The 17,212-nt window shown below is 74.6% G+C and carries 13 protein-coding genes and 2 pseudogenes; 8 read left to right on the top strand and 7 right to left on the bottom strand.

Annotated elements, in window-relative coordinates; translation table 11 throughout:
- Nucleotides 1-52: 52 nt before the first annotated feature.
- The 4 genes and pseudogenes from ACFV18_RS21180 to ACFV18_RS21165 all read left to right on the top strand — a co-directional run.
- Nucleotides 53-4,663: pseudogene (locus ACFV18_RS21180) on the top strand (beta-ketoacyl synthase N-terminal-like domain-containing protein); the annotation flags it as partial.
- Between the two features lie 16 nt (nt 4,664-4,679).
- Complete coding sequence (locus ACFV18_RS21175; RefSeq protein WP_380485393.1) at nt 4,680-6,236, top strand: FAD-dependent monooxygenase; 1,557 nt, start codon at nt 4,680-4,682, stop codon at nt 6,234-6,236.
- 1 nt (nt 6,237) lies between these two features.
- Nucleotides 6,238-6,462, top strand: a complete 225-nt coding sequence (locus tag ACFV18_RS21170; RefSeq protein WP_380485391.1) for a DUF6059 family protein — start codon at nt 6,238-6,240, stop codon at nt 6,460-6,462.
- 238 nt (nt 6,463-6,700) lie between these two features.
- A complete protein-coding gene (locus ACFV18_RS21165) occupies nt 6,701-7,210 on the top strand; it encodes an SRPBCC family protein (protein ID WP_380485389.1) in 510 nt (169 codons plus the stop codon).
- Between the two features lie 8 nt (nt 7,211-7,218).
- Here the strand turns inward: ACFV18_RS21165 and ACFV18_RS21160 are convergent, their stop codons facing one another.
- Together ACFV18_RS21160 and ACFV18_RS21155 are read right to left on the bottom strand one after the other, a co-directional pair.
- Entirely contained in the window at nt 7,219-7,833 is a 615-nt protein-coding gene (locus ACFV18_RS21160; RefSeq protein ID WP_380485387.1) for a hypothetical protein, read from the bottom strand.
- The gene (locus ACFV18_RS21155; RefSeq protein WP_380485385.1) at nt 7,830-8,354 is read right to left on the bottom strand and encodes an RNA polymerase sigma factor; all 525 of its coding nucleotides are present in this window, start codon (nt 8,352-8,354) and stop codon (nt 7,830-7,832) included. The genes ACFV18_RS21160 and ACFV18_RS21155 overlap by 4 nt, the downstream gene beginning before the upstream one ends.
- A gap of 421 nt (nt 8,355-8,775) precedes the next feature.
- Here ACFV18_RS21155 and ACFV18_RS21150 point away from each other — a divergent pair, with 421 nt between their 5' ends.
- The 3 genes and pseudogenes from ACFV18_RS21150 to ACFV18_RS21140 all read left to right on the top strand — a co-directional run bounded on the left by ACFV18_RS21150 (nt 8,776) and on the right by ACFV18_RS21140 (nt 10,336).
- Nucleotides 8,776-9,600, top strand: a complete 825-nt coding sequence (locus ACFV18_RS21150; RefSeq protein WP_380485383.1) for an SAM-dependent methyltransferase — start codon at nt 8,776-8,778, stop codon at nt 9,598-9,600.
- A 28-nt stretch (nt 9,601-9,628) separates the two neighbouring features.
- Nucleotides 9,629-9,760 (top strand): annotated as a pseudogene (locus ACFV18_RS21145) (hypothetical protein); the annotation flags it as partial.
- A gap of 60 nt (nt 9,761-9,820) precedes the next feature.
- Nucleotides 9,821-10,336 (top strand): DinB family protein, encoded by a 516-nt coding sequence (locus tag ACFV18_RS21140; protein ID WP_380485401.1) that lies wholly within the window; start codon nt 9,821-9,823, stop codon nt 10,334-10,336.
- Here ACFV18_RS21140 and sigJ read toward each other — a convergent pair.
- Entirely contained in the window at nt 10,333-11,229 is an 897-nt protein-coding gene (gene sigJ / locus ACFV18_RS21135; protein ID WP_380485399.1) for an RNA polymerase sigma factor SigJ, read from the bottom strand. The genes ACFV18_RS21140 and sigJ overlap by 4 nt on opposite strands.
- Nucleotides 11,230-11,415: 186 nt before the next feature.
- Here sigJ and ACFV18_RS21130 point away from each other — a divergent pair, with 186 nt between their 5' ends.
- Complete coding sequence (locus ACFV18_RS21130; RefSeq protein WP_380485381.1) at nt 11,416-12,480, top strand: LUD domain-containing protein; 1,065 nt, start codon at nt 11,416-11,418, stop codon at nt 12,478-12,480.
- Here ACFV18_RS21130 and ACFV18_RS21125 read toward each other — a convergent pair.
- The 4 genes from ACFV18_RS21125 to ACFV18_RS21110 all read right to left on the bottom strand — a co-directional run bounded on the left by ACFV18_RS21125 (nt 12,474) and on the right by ACFV18_RS21110 (nt 17,181).
- Nucleotides 12,474-13,088, bottom strand: coding sequence for an O-methyltransferase (locus ACFV18_RS21125; RefSeq protein WP_380485379.1), 615 nt, complete (start codon nt 13,086-13,088; stop codon nt 12,474-12,476). The genes ACFV18_RS21130 and ACFV18_RS21125 overlap by 7 nt on opposite strands.
- Before the next feature lie 212 nt (nt 13,089-13,300).
- On the bottom strand, nt 13,301-13,840 hold the full coding sequence (locus tag ACFV18_RS21120) for a hypothetical protein (RefSeq protein WP_380485378.1): 540 nt from the start codon (nt 13,838-13,840) through the stop codon (nt 13,301-13,303).
- Between the two features lie 354 nt (nt 13,841-14,194).
- Complete coding sequence (locus ACFV18_RS21115) at nt 14,195-15,706, bottom strand: hypothetical protein (protein ID WP_380485376.1); 1,512 nt, start codon at nt 15,704-15,706, stop codon at nt 14,195-14,197.
- A 671-nt stretch (nt 15,707-16,377) separates the two neighbouring features.
- Nucleotides 16,378-17,181 (bottom strand): thioesterase II family protein, encoded by an 804-nt coding sequence (locus ACFV18_RS21110; protein WP_380485374.1) that lies wholly within the window; start codon nt 17,179-17,181, stop codon nt 16,378-16,380.
- Nucleotides 17,182-17,212 lie beyond the last annotated feature (31 nt).

Raw genomic sequence — 17,212 nt, 5'->3', positions numbered from 1 at the left:
GGCCGGGCCAGCCGTGACCGAGGAAGCCAAACTCGCCGACTACCTGAAACGGGTCACCGCCGACCTGCTGAAGACCCGCCGCCGCCTGCAGGAGGTGGAGGCCGAGCAGACCGAGCCGATCGCCGTGGTCGGCATGGCCTGCCGCTACCCGGGCGGCGTGCGGAGCCCCGAGGACCTGTGGGACCTGGTCGCCACCGGCACCGACGCGATCACCCGGTTCCCCGACGACCGCGGCTGGGACCTCGACGCCATCCACCACCCCGACCCCGAGCACCGCGGCACCAGCTACGTCGACCGCGGCGGATTCCTGCCCGAGGCGGGCTGGTTCGACGCCGCGTTCTTCGGGATGAGCCCCCGCGAGGCCCAGGCCACCGACCCGCAGCAGCGGCTGCTGCTGGAGATCGTCTGGGAGGCCGTCGAACGGGCCGGCATCGACCCGGCCTCACTGCGCGGCAGCGACACCGGCGTCTACGCGGGCGTCATCGCACAGGACTACGGCCCGGTCGGCGCGCACGGCGTCCCCGCCGACATCGAGGGCTTCGCGATCGGCAACCAGACCAGCGTCGCCTCCGGCCGGGTCTCCTACACGCTCGGCCTGAACGGGCCCGCGATCACCCTGGACACCGCCTGCTCCTCCTCGCTGGTGGCGATCCACCTGGCCGCCCGCGCACTGCGCGACGGCAGCTGCTCGCTGGCCCTGGCCGGCGGCGTCACCGTGCTGCCCAGCCCGCGCGGCTTCATCGAGTTCAGCCGCCAGCGCGGCCTGGCCCCCGACGGCCGGTGCAAGCCGTTCGCCGCCGCCGCCGACGGCACCGCCTGGGCGGAGGGCGCCGGGGTACTGCTGCTCGAACGGCTCTCCGACGCCCGCCGGTCCGGCCGCCGGGTGCACGCGGTGATCACCGGCACCGCCGTCAACCAGGACGGCGCCAGCAACGGACTGACCGCGCCCAGCGGCCCCGCCCAGGAACGGGTGGTCCGCCGGGCGCTCGACGCGGCCCGCCTGCTCGCCGCCGACATCGACGCCGTCGAGGCGCACGGCACCGGAACCCCGCTCGGCGACCCGATCGAAGCGCAGGCCCTGATCGCCACCTACGGGCAGGGCCGACCCGCCGACCGGCCGCTGTGGCTCGGCTCGGTCAAGTCGAACCTCGGCCACACCCAGGCCGCCGCCGGGGTGTGCGGGGTGATCAAGACGATCGAGGCGATCCGGCACGGGCGGCTGCCGCGCACCCTGCACGTCGACGCGCCGTCGCCGCACGTCGACTGGTCGGCGGGCGCCGTCCGGCTGCTCACCGAGGACATACCGTGGCCCGCCGTGGACCGGCCGCGGCGCGCCGCGGTCTCCTCGTTCGGGATCAGCGGCACCAACGCCCATGTCATCGTCGAACAGTGCCCCGAGCCACAGCCCCAGCCGGAGCCCGACGCCGCGCCGCCGGCCGAGGCCGGGTCGTCCGACCCCGCCCCGTCCGACCCCGCCCCGTCCGACCCCGCCCCGTCCGACCCCGCCCCGGCCGGCCCGCGCCCCTGGGTGCTCACCGCCCGCACCCCGACCGCGCTGGCCGCGACCGCCCGCCGCCTGCTGCACCGGCTGCGCACCTCGCCCGACACCGACGAGGCGGTCGGCCGGGCACTGGCCACCACCCGCACCCGGTTCGAGCACCGAGCCGTGCTGCTGGGCGGCGACCGCGACGGGTTCGCCGAGACCCTGCACGCGCTGGGGGAGGGACGCACCTCGCCGCGGCTGCTGACCGGCCGGGCGGCGGCCCCGCTCCGGGTGGCGTTCATGTTCTCCGGTCAGGGCAGCCAGCGGCCCGGCATGGGCACCGGCCTGTACCGTGCCCACCCGGCCTTCGCCGCCGCGTACGACGCCGCCTGCGCGGCCCTCGACCCGCACCTGCCGAGGCCGCTGCGCGAGATCGTCGACGCCGCGCCCGGCAGCCCCGAGGCCGCGCTGCTGGACCGCACCGAATACGCGCAGCCCGCCCTGTTCGCCCTCCAGGTGGCGCAGTTCCGGCTGGTCGAGGCGTTCGGCGTCCGGCCGGACGCGCTGATCGGACACTCGGTCGGCGAGTTCGCCGTCGCGCACTGCGCGGGCATGCTGTCGCTCGCCGACGCGGCCGGCCTGGTGGCGGCCCGCGGCCGGCTGATGGGCGAGCTCCCCGGCGGCGGCGCGATGATCGCCGTCGAAGCCACCGAGACCGAACTCCGCGACGCCCTGGACGGCCTGCACGAGCGGCTCGGCATCGCCGCCGTCAACGGCCCCCGCGCGGTGGTGCTGTCCGGCGCGGCCGAGGAGGCGGAGCAGGTTGCCGAAGCGTTCCGCCGGCAGGGCCGCCGGGTCCGCCGGCTCACCGTCAGCCACGCCTTCCACTCGCCGCTGATGGAACCGATGCTCGGCGCCCTCGGCGAAGCGGCCGCCGCAGTCCGCTTCGCGCCGCCCCGTGTCCGGGTGGTCTGCGGCGCCACCGGCGACAGCGCCGACCAGTGGCTCACCACCCCCGACTACTGGGTCCAGCAGGCCCGCGGCACGGTCCGTTTCCACGACGGGCTGCGCAGCCTGCAGGAGTCCGGGATCAACGCCTACCTCGAACTCGGACCGGACAGCGTGCTGGCCGCGCTCGCCCAGCGCCCCCCGGCCGCCGGGGACGGCGCCGAGCTCGCCGCGCCCCGCGTGGTCGTCCCGCTGCTTCGGCGCGACCGGCCCGAACCCGAGTCGGTGCTCGCCGCCCTCGGCGAGCTCTACGTCGAGGGCGGCGCGGTGGACTGGCACGCCGCCTACCCGCCCTCGCCCACCACCGCCGCGGCACAGCTGCCCACCTACCCCTTCGAACGCGACCACCACTGGCTGACCCCCAGCACGCCGCCCCGCGCCGGAACCGAACGGCTCCGGGCCGCCCTCGACCGCGCCGACACCGCCGAACTCGCCCGGCTGACCGGCCTGCCCGACGACCGCCCCACCACCCTCGCCGACCTGGTCGCCGCCCTCGGTACCCCGGCTGGCCCCGGCCAGGACCGGTCCGAGGACGGCACCGCCCACCGCGCCGTCTGGCGACGCGTCCCCGCCCCGGACGTCCCGCTGCTCTCCGGCCGCTGGCTCGCCGTCCTCCCGGCCGACGGCGCCGGCGACCCGTTCTCCGACGCGGTCCTCGCCGCCCTGAGGGCCGGCGGCGCCGAGGCCGTCCCCGTCCTTGCGGGCCCCGGCCTCCCCGCCGCCCTCCGCACCGTGGCCGCCGGCCCGCCGCCGGTCGGCGTCCTGTCGCTGCCGGCCCGCCGCACCCCGTCCGGGGGCGTGGACGGGGACGCCGAACCGGCCGCCACCGAACGCCTCTCCGCCGCCCTGCTGGAGGCCGGGCTGGACGCGCCGCTGTGGTGCCTGACCCGGGCCGCCGTCGATCCCGACGCGGCGGAGCGCGGGACGGCCGCCGGGCGGCTGTGGTCGCTCGCCGACGCCCGCCGGACCGCCCCCGTCCCGTGGTACGGGCTGGTGGACCTGCCCGAGGAGCCCACCGCGCGCACCCTGTCCTGGCTGGTCGCGCTGCTCGCCGACCCGGCCGGGCCCGAGCACGCCGCCATCCGGCCGGCCGGCGTGCAGGTGCGCCGACTGGAGCGGAGCGGGCCCGGCCCGGAACCGACGGGCCGCCCGGGCGGAACGGTCCTGATCACCGCCGGTCCGGCCGCCCTGACCGACGCCGCGCTCCGCTGGGCCGTCGAACGGGGCGCCGCGCACGTCCTGCTGCTGACCGGCCCGGAACAGCCCGCCGGGCAGCTCGGCCGGCAGCCCGGCCAGGAGCCCGGCCAGGAGCCGACGGCCGGGGGAGCGGCCGTTCCGTCCCCCGGCGGTGGGCGCCCCTGCGAGGTGACGGTGCGGCCGTGCGACCCGGCCGACCGGGCCGCGCTGGCCGCAGTGCTCGGCGCCGTCCCGGCCGACCACCCGCTGACCGACGTGCTGCACCTGTCCGCCCTCGCCGACGCCGACGTCGATGCCGACGGCGCGGCCGCGTCGGCGCTGCACGAGGCGACCGCCGGGCTGCCGCTGGCCCGGTTCGCGCTGTTCGCCCCGCTCGCCGCGCCGCTGACCGGGGACGCCCCGGACGGCTCGGCGGCGCTGCGGGCCGGACACGCCGCGGTGGCGGGTGCGCGGCGGGCGGCCGGAGCGTCCGGCCGGAGCGTGGCGTGGGCCGGGCCCGCCGACGCGGTGGCCGGGATCCGGGAGGCGCTGAGCGGCCCGGACGCGGACCTGCTGGTCGCCGACCTGCCGCTGACCGGTCTGCTCACCGCGTTCGCCGGCCATCCGGTACCGCCCCCGCTGCGCGACCTGCTCGGCCGGACCCGGACCACCGACGACCCCGCGGCCCCCGACGGGTCCGGCACCCGGCTGGCCGCGCACCTTGCCGGTCTGCCCGCGGCGGAGCGGCGGGAGGCGCTGCTGTCGCTGGTGCGCCGGAGCACGGCGTTCGTGCTCGGGCACGCCGCGCACGACGCGGTGCCGGTGGACACCGCGTTCGCCGAACTCGGCCTCACCTCGTTCACGGCGTTCGAGCTGCGCCGCCGCGTGGTGGACGCCACCGGCGTCGACCTGCCGCTGGCGCGGATATTCGAGCACCCCACCCCGTCCGCGCTGGCCGAGCACCTGCACACGGTGCTGCCGGCCGCCGCCCGCTGAGGAAGGAAGTGCAGTCGTGAACGCCGATGTCTGTTCCGAGGCGGACGTGGTCGTGGTCGGGGGCGGCCCGGTCGGCCTGTTCCTGGCGGCCGAGCTCGGCCTGGCCGGCGCGTCCGTGCTGGTGGTCGAGCGGCTCGACCGGGCGGCCCGCACCGACAGCCCCGCGCTGCGCGGGGTCACCACCCGGACGATGCGCACGCTGGCGCTGCGCGGACTGGACGGGCCGGTCGTGGCGGCCGCCGAGCAGGCGCTGCGCACCCTGATCGGCACCGCCGCCACGCTCGCCCCGGCCGGTCCGCGGCCGGTCGCGGCGGGCGGTCAGGTCGCCTCCACCCAGCTCGGCAGCGGCGGCGCGACCAAGGGGCACATCGGGATGGTGCCGCTGACCGACCCACTCGGGGAACACACCGACGTGTCGCTGCTCCCGGTGCCGTACACCGTCCTGCGCGAGGTGTTCGCGGCCCGGGCCCGGCAGCACGGCGCCGGGCTGCTGCACGGGCGTTCGGTGGTGGCGGTCGAACCGGGGCCGGACGGGGTGGTGGCCCGGCTGGACGACGGCCGGACCATCCGGGCGGGCTACCTGGTGGGCGCGGACGGGGGCCGGAGCGCGGTGCGCCGGCTCGCCGGGTTCGACTTCCCGGGCACCGGTCCGACCCTGTTCGCGGTCGGCGGGGAGGACGTCGCGCTGCTCGACGCGGAGAAGCTGCCGCGTGGCTTCACCCGCACTCCGGCCGGCGCGCTGATGGTCGACGTGGTGCCGGGCCAGGTGGTGGCGCTGGAGTTCGACCGCCCGCCGGCCGACCGGCGCGCCCCCGTGACCGCGGCGGAACTGCAGGCGGCGCTGCGCCGGGTGGGCGGGGCCGACGTGACGGTCGCCCGGGTGGGTTCCCCGTTCCGGTACAACGACAACGCCCGGCAGGCCACGAGCTACCGCTTCGGCCGCGTCCTGCTGGCCGGCGACGCGGCCCACGTCCACTCGCCGTTCGGCGGGCAGGGCGTCAACCTCGGCATCCAGGACGCCGCCAACCTCGGCTGGAAGCTGGCCCGGGTGGTGCGCGGCTCGGCCCCCGAGGACCTCCTCGACAGCTACACGGCCGAACGGCACGCCCCCGCCGCCCGCGTCCTGCGCAACTCCCGGGCCCAGGCCGCGCTGCTGCGCCACGGCCCTCAGGTGGACGCGGTGCGGGACTTGATCGCCGACCTGGTCGAAGTGCCCCAGGCCAAACGGATGCTGATCGAGATGCTGCACGCGCTGGACGTCACCTACGACCACCCCGACCGCAGCGCCGGCCACCCGCTGGTGGGACGGTTCGCTCCCGACCTGCTGCCGGTGGACGGCCTCGACGACGGGCTGGCGGTGCTGCTCGACGCCACACCCGCCGGCGAGCACCGCGCGGCCGTCGCCGGCCGTCCCGGTCTGCGCTGGAGCCGGGCGGAGTTCCCCGGTCACCCCGGCCTCGGCGCGGTGCTGGTCCGGCCGGACGGCTACCTGGCCTGGGCCGGCGACCGCGTGGACCCCCGTCCTGGACCGGCCGGGGCGCTGAACCGCTGGTTCGGCCCGGCCACCGCCTGACATGCGGTGGCACCTGGCGGCCCGGACCGCGGCGATCTCGCTGTGCTGCCGCCTCGGCCGGGCACTGATCGGCTTCGGCACCTGCTGGTTCCCCGGCCCGCCCGCGCCGGTGCCGCACGAGCAGGACCCCGGCCCGGGGCACCCCGAGCGGCTCTGCCCCGAACTACCGCCCAGCGCCACCGAACTGGCGCTGTGGCGCCAGCTCGGACACCGGGGCCGGGCCTGACCGGCCGGCCTGCCGCTCCGGCCCGGCACTGCTGGCGTTGGGGTCGGCAGCGGCCTCGTCACCGCCATCCGGCACTCGCCCCGGGCGTCCCTGCTCGGGGTGGCGGGACGGTAACAGACTTTAGGCCAGGCCCCGATCGTGCCCCGGAACCCGGGGTCTTGACGGTACATGCAACCCTTGCGGGGGCAGAGGCCCGGCGGAACCCGGGCCGGTCGACGTGAACAGGAATGAGGCAGCCGTGCGACTCTCCGACGAATTCGGCGTGGTGCTCGAGGTGACGATACCCGCCCCGCCGCAGCGGGTCTGGGAGCTGGTGACGGACATCTCCACCTCCCCCCGCTTCAGCCCGGAACTCCAGCGCACCGAATGGCTCCAGGACGCGGAGGGGCCCGCCGTGGGCGCCCACTTCGCGGGCCACAACGCCCGGCCGGACGGGCAGCAGTGGCAGACCGTCAACCGGATCACCGAACTCACCCCGAACGAGCGCTTCGGCTGGTCGGTCCTGCCGGACATCGCCACCGCCCAGGGCGACGCCTTCGCCAACTGGTACTACGAGTTGACCCCCGAGGGCACCGGCACCCGCCTGCGCCACGGCATGCGCCTGGGCAACCTGCGTACTCCCCTGCACAAGTACGTCGAAGCCAACCCGGACCAGGAGGAGATGCTCGTGGACGCCCGCCTCGCCAGCCTCCACGACGGCATCGAGGCGGTCCTGAAGGGCATCGCCACCGAGGCCACCCGCTCCTGACCGGGCGGTCAGCGGGGGTTGTCCTCGCCGGCCGCGCGGAGGTGGTGGACGACGTCGGGGCTCCAGTGCGGGATTTCGGGCCAGTCACCGTTGTCGTCCTCCACCGGGAGGGACTTGAGGACGGCCGCCAGGCGCGGAGGCAGGCGCGGGGACATGCCCTGCTTGCAGCGGGCGAGTATCTCGGCACGGACGCTGCGAGGCACCAGCGGGCGGTCCTGGGAAATCAACTGCCAGGCCGGTTGCGGGAGTTCGGCCAGGGATTCGGCCTGGAGGCGCCAGAAGTTCGCGTCCCTGGGCTCGCCGCGCGACTGGTGCAGGAACCACAGGCAGGAGGCGGCGAGGTGGCTGCCGCCGCCGGCCGCGAACTCCCACCAGAAGCGGGCGCCCTCCTCGTAGTCGGCGAGGTTCAGCAGTACGCCCAGGACCAGGGCGCCGTCCGGACGTTCGACCTCGCTGTCGACGAGCTTGGCCAGCGAGCTCGCCGCCGCCGGGTTGGCGAGGATCAGCGAGCACAGCATGGCCAGTTCGTGCCGGGCCTGACGGTGTGCCAGGCGCAGCGGCGCCGGCGCGGCTCCCCGGCTGCGCTCCAGCATCACTTCGGTTGCCGTGGATCTGCCACTCACGCGTTCCTCCGGGCGAGCTTCTCCTTGAGACGGTCCTCGGCGTGGCGGGCGTTGGAGCGCACCGTCCCCACGGTCGAGCCCAGGTACTCGGCGACCGTCTCGTCCCGCAGGTCGAGAGCGTAGCGGAGGATGATCACGTCCTGCTGGCGTTCGGGCAGGGAGAGGATCGCCTCGTAGGTGCCGTTCAGGTCCGGGGTGAACTCCATCCGCATGCGGTGCATGGCAGTTCGGATCGCCACCCGCCACTGGTCGTGGGGCCAGTGCTCGCCGTCGGTGTCCGCCGCCGTCAGGCCCGCCTTGGCGATCTCGTCCTTCAGCACCTTCCAGGCGGAGGCCGCGGGGGCCGGCTCGCGCAGCAGCATCTGCCAGTCGCCCCACAGCCAGTCGCGCACCGCGTCGACCACCGCGTGGGCCTGTTCGTCGGACAGCCGGCAGGCCCGGGCGGCGCCGAGCCAGGCCTGCTCGTGGGTCTCGCAGAACGCGTCGAAGGTCAGCTGATCGCGCCGCTGCGGTACCGCCAATCCGAACTCCGGGTCCACTGTCACCCCTCCCAGCGGGAGAGCCTCTCCCGCGCCGATCGGATCGCGGCCCGCGCCCCCTCCGCGCCTGACGCCGATGCCTTGACGAGGGGATTGTCACCCCCCTCACACCACCATTTCAGCGTATCGGGATCCCTGTGGTGAAAACGGAACTCCGCGAACATCCGGGGCACAGAAGTGAAAGCCGGACGGCCAGTTGGGGCTTGAGAGGGGTTGGACCCGGTCGATGGGCCCCGGCGGGGGTTGGCCCGGGCCGGGGCGGGCATGCAGTCGGCAGGGCGCGACCCGGCCGGTTGCCCGGCTGTTCCGCGGGCATGATCTCATGAGTTCCGCGCAAGGGGGTGCGCCATGCCGCGCGCCACCGAAGCGTTGACGAGGACTCAGCGACCAGGGGGGACGCGCGATGGCTGACGACACCGCTCAGCAGACGCCGGAGATCGGCATCAACCTGAACATCCACCAGGCCCATTCGGCCCGGATGTACGACTACTACCTCGGCGGCGTGACCAACTTCCCCGCCGACCGGGAGGCCGCCGGCCGCGCGCTGGACGCCTTCCCCAACGCCCGGCTCGCCGCGCACGCCAACCGGGCGTTCATGCGCCGTGCCACCAGGACCATCGCCGAACTCGGCATCGACCAGTTCCTGGACATCGGCACCGGCATTCCCACCTCGCCCAACCTGCACGAGGTCGCCCAGGGCGTCAACGCGGCCGCGCGCGTGGTCTATGCGGACAACGACCCGATCGTCCTGACGCACGCCGAGGCGCTGCTGGAGGGCACCCCCGAGGGGCGCACCTCGTACGTGCAGGGCGACGTCCGCGATGCCGAGGCGATCCTCGACGCCGCCGCGGGCACGCTGGACCTGGAGCGCCCCGTCGCGCTCAGCATGGTCGCGCTGCTGCACTTCGTCGCCGACCGCCCCGGCGAGAGCGCGGCCGATGTCGTCGAGGCGTTCATCTCGCGTCTCGCGCGGGGGAGTTACCTGGTCATCAGCCACTTCACCGCCGACTTCGACCCCGAGGCCACCGCCCGGATGGAGCAGGTCTACCGCAGCTCCGGCACCGACCTCCAGGCGCGCACCCGGGCGGAGATCACCGGGCTCTTCCAGGACTGGCGCCTGCTCACGCCCGGCGTCGTCGCCAGCCCCCGGTGGCGGCCCGACACCGGGGTTGCCCCCGTCACTGACGCGCAGGCGGGCTGCTACGGCGGGGTCGCGCAACTCGGGTGACGCGGGCGGCAGTTGAGGTGGGCGGCCGGTGGGTGCGGCGTCGTCGTTGTGGCCGCCCCCCGGCACGGCTCCCGGTACCGGAGGCGGCCCGGCCGGCGCCTTCGTGGCCCTGCTGGTGGCCCTGACCGGCACCGTCCTGTGCGCACCGGAGTCGAACCGCTCCCGCCGGGCGGGCCGAATCCCGTCGACGGACCGTCAGGGCTCGGGCAGACTGGGCACGATGACTGAGCGAACCGATACGCCTCCCAGCTGGGACGAGCGCACGCAGCTGACCACCTTCCTCGACTACGCCCGGGCCACCGCGAAGGCCAAGTGCGAGGGCATCTCCGCGGAGGACGCCCGGCGTTCGCCGCTTCCCGGCTCCCCGTTGATGACGGTGTGCGGGCTGATCAGCCACCTGCGATGGGTGGAGTACTGGTGGCTCCACGCGGTGTTCCTCGGCGAGGAGGACACGGGGCCGCTGGCCGGGGCCACCGCGGAGGACCCCGACCCCGAGATGCGGACGGCGGTCGACGTGCCGCTGGAGCAGCTGCTCGCGGAGTACGAGGAACAGTCCGTCCGGTTCCGGAAGCTGGTCGCCGAGCACGACCTGGACGAGAGGGCCGTCCGCCCGATGCGCGGCGGGGTGCACATGGACCTGCGGTGGATCCTGCTGCACCTGATCGAGGAGATCGCCCGGCACAACGGGCACCTCGACATCGTCCGCGAACTGCTGGACGGCCGGACCGGAATCTAGGGCCTGCCTTCCGGGCCGGCGCCGCGGTCGGAGGCCGTCCACGGGTGGAGCTTCTCCGGGTTGCGGACGCCCCAGATGTGGGTGATCCGGTCGTCAACGATCCGGAACGCGAACACCGTCACGGTGACACCGTCGAGTTGGGCGATCAGGCCCGGCTGGCCGTTGACGGTGCGTTCCAGGAAGGTCATGGCGGGGATCAGGTGGGCCATCCTGAGGTAGCCGCGGACGATGTTGTCCCGGCCGGTGAGCGGCTCCAGCAGGGCGCCGACCAGGCCGCCGCCGTCGGCGATCACCGTGGCGTCCGGGTCGAGCAGATCCATCAGCGACCTGACGTCCTGGCTCTCCCAGGCCCGCTTGAAGTTCCGCACGATGCCCGCCTGCGCGCCGGCCGGGGTGGCGGGCACCGGTGCGGAGCGGATACGGCGGCGGGCCGAGGTGGCCAACTGGCGGCAGGCGGCCGGGGAACGCCCGAGGACCTCCGCCACCTCGGTGAACGGGTACTGGAACACGTCGTGCAGCACGAACGCGACCCGCTCCGCCGGGGTCATGGACTCCAGCACGACCAGGAACGCCATGTGGACCGACTCGTCGAGGGTGATCCGGTCCGCCGGGTCGGCCGCCGCCCCGCCCGCCCCCTCCCGGTGGGCGGGCAGCGGCTCGGGGATCCACTGGCCCACGTAGCGCTCCCGGCGGGCCCGCGCCGAGCCCAGCAGATTGAGACAGATCCGGCCCGCCACCGTCGTCAACCACCCGCCGGGTGACTCGATCGCGGCCCGCTGCCGCTCCGACTGCGCGTACCAGCGGGCGTACGTCTCCTGCACGACGTCCTCGGCGTCGGCCAGCGAACCGAGCAGCCGGTACGCCAGGTTGGTCAGCCGGCGGCGCTCGCCCATGATCGCGTCCAGCTCGTCGTCCGGTCGCTGGTCCACGGTGTTCGGCACGGGTCCGTCTCCTTGTCGGTGGTGGTCATCCCTTCCCAGTAGGACCGGACAGGGCGCCGGAATGTGACGTCGCGCCGTCCCGTCACATTCCGGGCGGCTGCTTTGTCGTACTGGGCAGGAAGACGAACGGAGAATCCGATGACCACGTTTCAGGCGATCGCCGATCGCGTCGAGATCCAGGCGCTGCAGGCCGAGTTCACCGACGCGGTGACGATGCGCGACCGTGCCCGCCTCGCCGCGCTGTTCACCGCGGACGGCGTGCTGCGGATGCCCAACATCCCGATCGAGCTCACCGGCCCCGAGGAGATCCGCCTCGGCGGCGAGAAGCTCCAGGAACAGTGGGTGTTCTTCGTGCAGAACACCCACCCCGGCGCGATCACCATCGACGGCGACACCGCCACCGGCCGCGCCCACATGCACGAGATCGCCCGCACCCGCAACGGCCTGGAGGGCCTCAACTACGCCATCTACCACGACCGTTACCGGCGCACCCCGGACGGCTGGCGATTCACCGAACGGGTCTACGAGCTCCGCTACCTGGACACCAGCCCGCTCACCGGATCCGCCCCCGAGCAGGCCACCGAGGCACCTGCGGCCCGCTGGACCGAACCGGTCGGCGCGGACCGCCTGGAGCGGGCGGCCGACGCACTCGCCGCGCGCGGCTTCGCCGTCGAGATCCTGGCGGACGCCGAAGCCGCCCGCGCCCGGGTCCGAGAACTCGTCCCGGAGAAGTCCGGCGTGTTCACCACGGCCAGCGAGACGCTCCGGCTGTCCGGCATCGACGAGGACCTCAACAGCGACCGGTACCCCCGGGCCGTCAAGCCGCGCGTCCTGACCATGGACCGGGAGAGCGAGGCCGAGGAGATCCGGCACCTGCTCGCCACCCCCGACGTGGTCATCGGCAGCGTCGCCGCGCTCACCGAGACCGGCTCCCTGGTCGTCGCCTCCGGCAGCGGCAGCCAACTGCCCGCCAACACCGGCGGCGCCGGCCGCGCCATCTGGATCATCGGCGCCCAGAAGATCGTCCCCGACCTGCCCACCGCGCTGCGCCGCCTGGAGGAGCACGCCCTCCCGCTGGAGAGCGCCCGCACCGAGGCCGCCTACGGGATGCCCAGCGCCGTCAACCAGCTGGTGGTGTTCAACGCCCCGACCCGGTTCACCGACGGCATCGTGCTGCTGGTCCAGGAGGCCATCGGCTACTGATCGCCGGCCGGTCGGGGGCGGCGGGTGGCCAGCAGGGTGGCGAGGTCCGGGGCGAGCCGGACCTCGGTGGTGAGCAGGGACGGGTGGCCGTACCAGGCGGTGCGGCCGGTGTCCGGGCGGCCCTGGTGGGTCGGCGGCCAGGCGGTGAGCGGCGTCAGGTCGTCGACCACCAGGGTGCCCGCCGGGGTCAGCAGGAGATCCGGGTCAGCGGGCTGGGACTGCTTGCCGTTGCCGCCCCCGTCCAGGACCAGCAGGTCGAACGGGCCGTGCGGCGCGATGGCCGTCCAATCACCGTGCACGATCTCCAGGTCGGGCACGCCGGCGAACAACTCCCGTACCGCCACCACGCGTTCGGCCTCCCGCTCCACGCTCACCACCCGCACCCCCGGCCGCCGCCCGGCCAGCAGCCATCCCAGACCGACACCGCAGCCGGTCCCCGTCTCGCCGATCCGGCCCGCCGCACCGGCGGCCAGCGCCTGGAGCAGCCGCCCCTGCTCCGGGCGGCAGGACTGTGCGAAGCCCAGCCGCTCGGCCAACTCGACGGCCCGGAGCACAGGTTCGGGGAGAGCGGCGCGGTCGGTGTACGCGGTCGTTCCGAGAGGTGACATGGCGTCAGCCTAGGACTCGCGGTGGGGCTGCCTCAGGTCGTCGCAGCGACGTGCTGCTGTTGGGCCCGGCAACTCCCGGACGTGGCTGCATCGTTGGCGTGCCCGGCGCCTTTCTCGCGGACCGGCGGCGCGGTGACCCGCCGGGACTCCGCGCGCGGCTGCGGTACCAGCGTGGCTGCGATACCCGCGTGGCCGCGCACGTCGGCGTGCCGTCAGCCCGCGCGGCGCAGCAGGATGCCGCGACTGCCCGGGGCCGGGCGGCGGGTGGCGGCGCGCGGGGCCGCGAGATCGATCTCCTCGACCAGCAGCCAGCCCTGCTGGGCGGAGATCCAGGGGCGCAAGCAGACATCGAGGGCCGACGGGGCGAGCGCGACGAACAGCAGGTCGGTGGGCAGGGCGTGCAGCAACTCCAGGTCCTCGCCTGCCTGTAAGGCCTCGATCAGCAGCACGGCCCCGAAACGGCGGCGCACCGGCGGCGGGGCGGCGAGATCGGCTGCGCTCAGGCGCAGGCGGGTGCGGCGACCGAACGCGGACAGCAGGCGCTGGCGCAGTGCCGGGTCGGGTTCGGCGGCGTGCACGGTGTAGCCCGCCCTGAGCAGGCGGCCGGTCAGCGCGCCGTCGCGGGCGCCGAGTTCGGCCAGCGCCCCGCTGCCGGGCGGACGGTGCCGGGCGACCCAGGCGGCGGTCGCGTCGAGCCGGTCGGCTTCGTAGCGGGCGCCGTCGGCGTCGGGTGCCGCCAGAGTGTCGGTCACGGACATGTCCCGTCGCAGGTCTGAGGGTGCGGGCCGGAATCGACCCTAGCCACCGGCTTCGTTCGTGGTCCACACCACCAAGGGGAAAAGTTTACCGTTCACGGTCAATTCAAGGGAAGTGGTACGGAGGAAACACCAGGGGTGGGGAAGTGGAAGCGGAGGGGTGCTTGGGGTGGGGGTGGCGCGGGGGGAGTGCGGGGGGCGTGGGAAGTGGAGGGGCGCTTGGGGCGGGGGTGGCGCGGGCGAGAGGCGTGGGGCGGTGGGGCCTGGCCGGGCGTCAACGGCCGTTGGCGGCATGCCGAAGGCCCCGGCGCGGGCGGTGGCCCGGGCCGGGGCCCTTGGGGTGGTGCGGGGTTAGACGGGGTCGCTGAACTCGGTGAAGTCCGGGAGGTCGGAGAGGTCGGCGTCGAAGTCGTCGTCGTAGCGGTCGTCGCGCTCGGCGCGTTCCTCGGTGGGCTCCTTGCGGACCGGGGCGACGCGGCCGAGTTGCAGGGAGGAGTGCATGCCCGCAGCGGCCGCGCTCGGGTCGGCGATGACGCCGTCGGCGGGGTTCTCGCCGTTCGCGCCGCCACCGCCGGCGCTGTCGCTGCTGACCTGGCCGGTGCGGCGCTGGGCGCCGCGAATGCCGCTGCCGCCGCCGACCGGGCCGTAGCCGCCGGCCATGGGCATGCCCATCATGCCGCCGGCCATCGGGCGGCCGGCCAGGCCGGCGGTGCTGGTGCCGGTGCCGCCGCTGCCGCCCGAGCCGCTGCCGCTGACGTGGGACGGGCCGTCGTGGCCGTTGTCCAGGCCGGTGCCCAGGCGCATGTTGCCGTTCTTGGAGCCGGAGGCGCCGGGGATGTTGAGCCGGGTGGCGAAGCCGCCCGCCACGCCCCCGGACGAACCCGGGGAGCCGGCACCGCCCGCGCCGCCGCCCGCTCCGCCCGCACCGCCACCGTGGCCGCCGGAGCCGATGGCGCCCAGGTTCGGCCCCTTCAGGCCCAGCATGTCGAGCCCGCTGCCGCCGCTGCCGCCGCGCGAGCTCCCGCTGCCGACCGGGCCGAGCTTGGGCATCAGCGAGGTGAACGCGGCGAGCCCGGCGTCGGACGAGCCGCCGCCCCCGCCGATCCGCGAGCCGCCGACCGAGTTGATCCCGGTGCCGACCGCGGAGTTGGGGCTGAGCGGGTTCGCCACCAGGGAGGCGATGCTGTTCAGCGAGGTCTGGTTGCTCTCCTCGTTCTCGCTGAGGTTGCCCGCCAGCTTGTCCATCTTGCCCGCGGTGTCCCGGAACGAGGCGAGGATCCGCTTGAGCACGTCCTCGGCGATGGTCTGCAGGATCTTCTCGGCGACCTGGATCACGAGCCGGCCGAACGGGTCGCCGGACTCGCCCATCTTCAGGCCCGAGACGATCCGCTTGAAGTCCAGGCCGTGCGACTCGATGTCGTCCGCGCCGCGGCGCAGATCGGCCGCGCAGGTGGCGACCTGGGCCAGGTCGATGTTGAAGCCCTGGCCGTTGGAGTTGTGGGCCGGGGTCGGAACGATCTGCTGCCCCGCCTTGACGATCATGTCCTCGATCGGGCGCAGCAGGGTCTGGCCGAGCCGGGCGACCGCCTCGGACAGCAGCCGGTTCATCAGTTCGCGGCCGAGCCGCAGGATCGCCGCGGTGCTCCACGGCCCGGTCGAGGAGGCCGCGGCCAAGCTCGCCTGGATGGAGAAGAGTTGGACGATCGACTGGGTCTTCGCCACCTCGATCACCACGGCGGCCGCATGCAGCACCTTGGCTATCGTCTGGCAGGCCTCGACGATGACCTTCGAGTACTTGGTGATGGTGCTCCACAGTTCCGACAGCTTGTCGGCGGAGGCGCCCTTGTATACCTCGTGAAGCATTGTCAGCGCCTTGTCGGCCGCCATCTGGGCGGAGTCCAGAGCACTGGCGAACTTCTCCAACTGGTTCGCCAGTCGGTTGAGTTCGTCTTCATTGGCACCTGGGAAACGCACGCCCAGCATGCCGACTACGGCGTTGAGTCCCGGTGGTAGTTGCACAGCCATTGCCCGCCCCCAGCTGCTGCCCGCGTATGTCCCTGATAGCGCATTGCGACGATACACATACCGCACGCCTCGGACCACCTGCCAAACCCCGGTGTTTCCCGCATTGTCGGCGAACCGGTACCTGGCCGCGATGCGCGCCCCGGCCGGCGATCATGGTGGCGCGGCCGGTCGGGGACCCTTCCGGATGCGGCGGGGGGAAGCGGTGAACGGCCTTTGCCGCAGGTCGGGTTGGGTGCGACGGTGGACGAACTGTCGCCGCCGCGCGGCAAGATGGGATCGGCCGAGGGCGGGAAACGAGCCCGGGCCCCGCCGTTCGGGAGGCCCGGCGCCGGGGCTCGGAAAGCCGTACCATGCGCATGCACACCATACGTACCCGCACCATCTCGGCCGGGTGGACTTCGACTTGGGAGAGCCCCCACCGGCCCGGAGGCCGCCGGGGCTCCACTCGGTCCGCCGTGCGCTGTGGCCGGGGCGACAGGTTCAGGGTTGCCGCGCCGGTCCGGTTTCGCTCACACCCGGGTGGATGCGACCTGCTCCGGAGCCGGACCGGAGCGGCCGTTCAGGGCGTCGGCGATGTCCTCGGCCATCCGGGCGGCCAGGGCCGCCGGGTGGTCGAACAGGTAGAAGTGGCCGCCCGGCCACCGGTGCAGGCGCAGCGCAGCGTCGGTGAACGCCTCCCACCCGCGCAGCTCCGCCACCGGGGCGGTGGCGTCCTCCGCACCGCCGAACACGCTGATCGGGGAGGCGAGTTGGGCGGCCGGGGCGGTGCAGTCGGCCAGCGTGAGGAGGTCGGCGTGGAGCAGCGTCACCGCGTACTCCAGCAGCTCGCGGTTCTCGAACACGGCCTCCGGCGTACCGCCGAGCTGCCGGAGCAGGCCGATGATCCGCCCACGGTCGAGGTGCGGGGAGGCGGGACGGTCGGGGGCGGCGCTCGCGCGGCGCGGCCCGGCACCCGACAGGCCGAGCCACACCGGCCGCTGCCCGGCAGGCGTTCCCGCGGCGACACCGTGGGCGATCGCCGCACCCATGCTGTGGCCGAAGAAGACCCGGGGGCCGTCGGTCACCGAGACCACCCGGGGGACCAACTGCGCCACCACCTCGGCCATTCGGGTCAGCGGCTTCGCCCGGCCGTTGTGACCGCGGCCGGGGAGATCGACGAACACCACGTCCCACTCGGCCGGCAGCCGATCGGTGATCGGGCGGTAGGGGGCCGACGACCCGCCCGCGTGGTGGAAGACGAAGACCGTGGCGGCGGGGTCGTCCGACTTCTTCTGGAGCCTCAGCCAGTCGTCGATACGGATCGTGGGGCGCATGGTCAGGAGGTCCTCACGTTACCGGGGCCGA

The organism is Kitasatospora sp. NPDC059673, assembly GCF_042734215.1.
Taxonomy (GTDB): domain Bacteria; phylum Actinomycetota; class Actinomycetes; order Streptomycetales; family Streptomycetaceae; genus Kitasatospora.
Note: the sequence above shows the minus strand (reverse complement) of the source record. Positions and strands in the feature narration are given on the sequence as shown.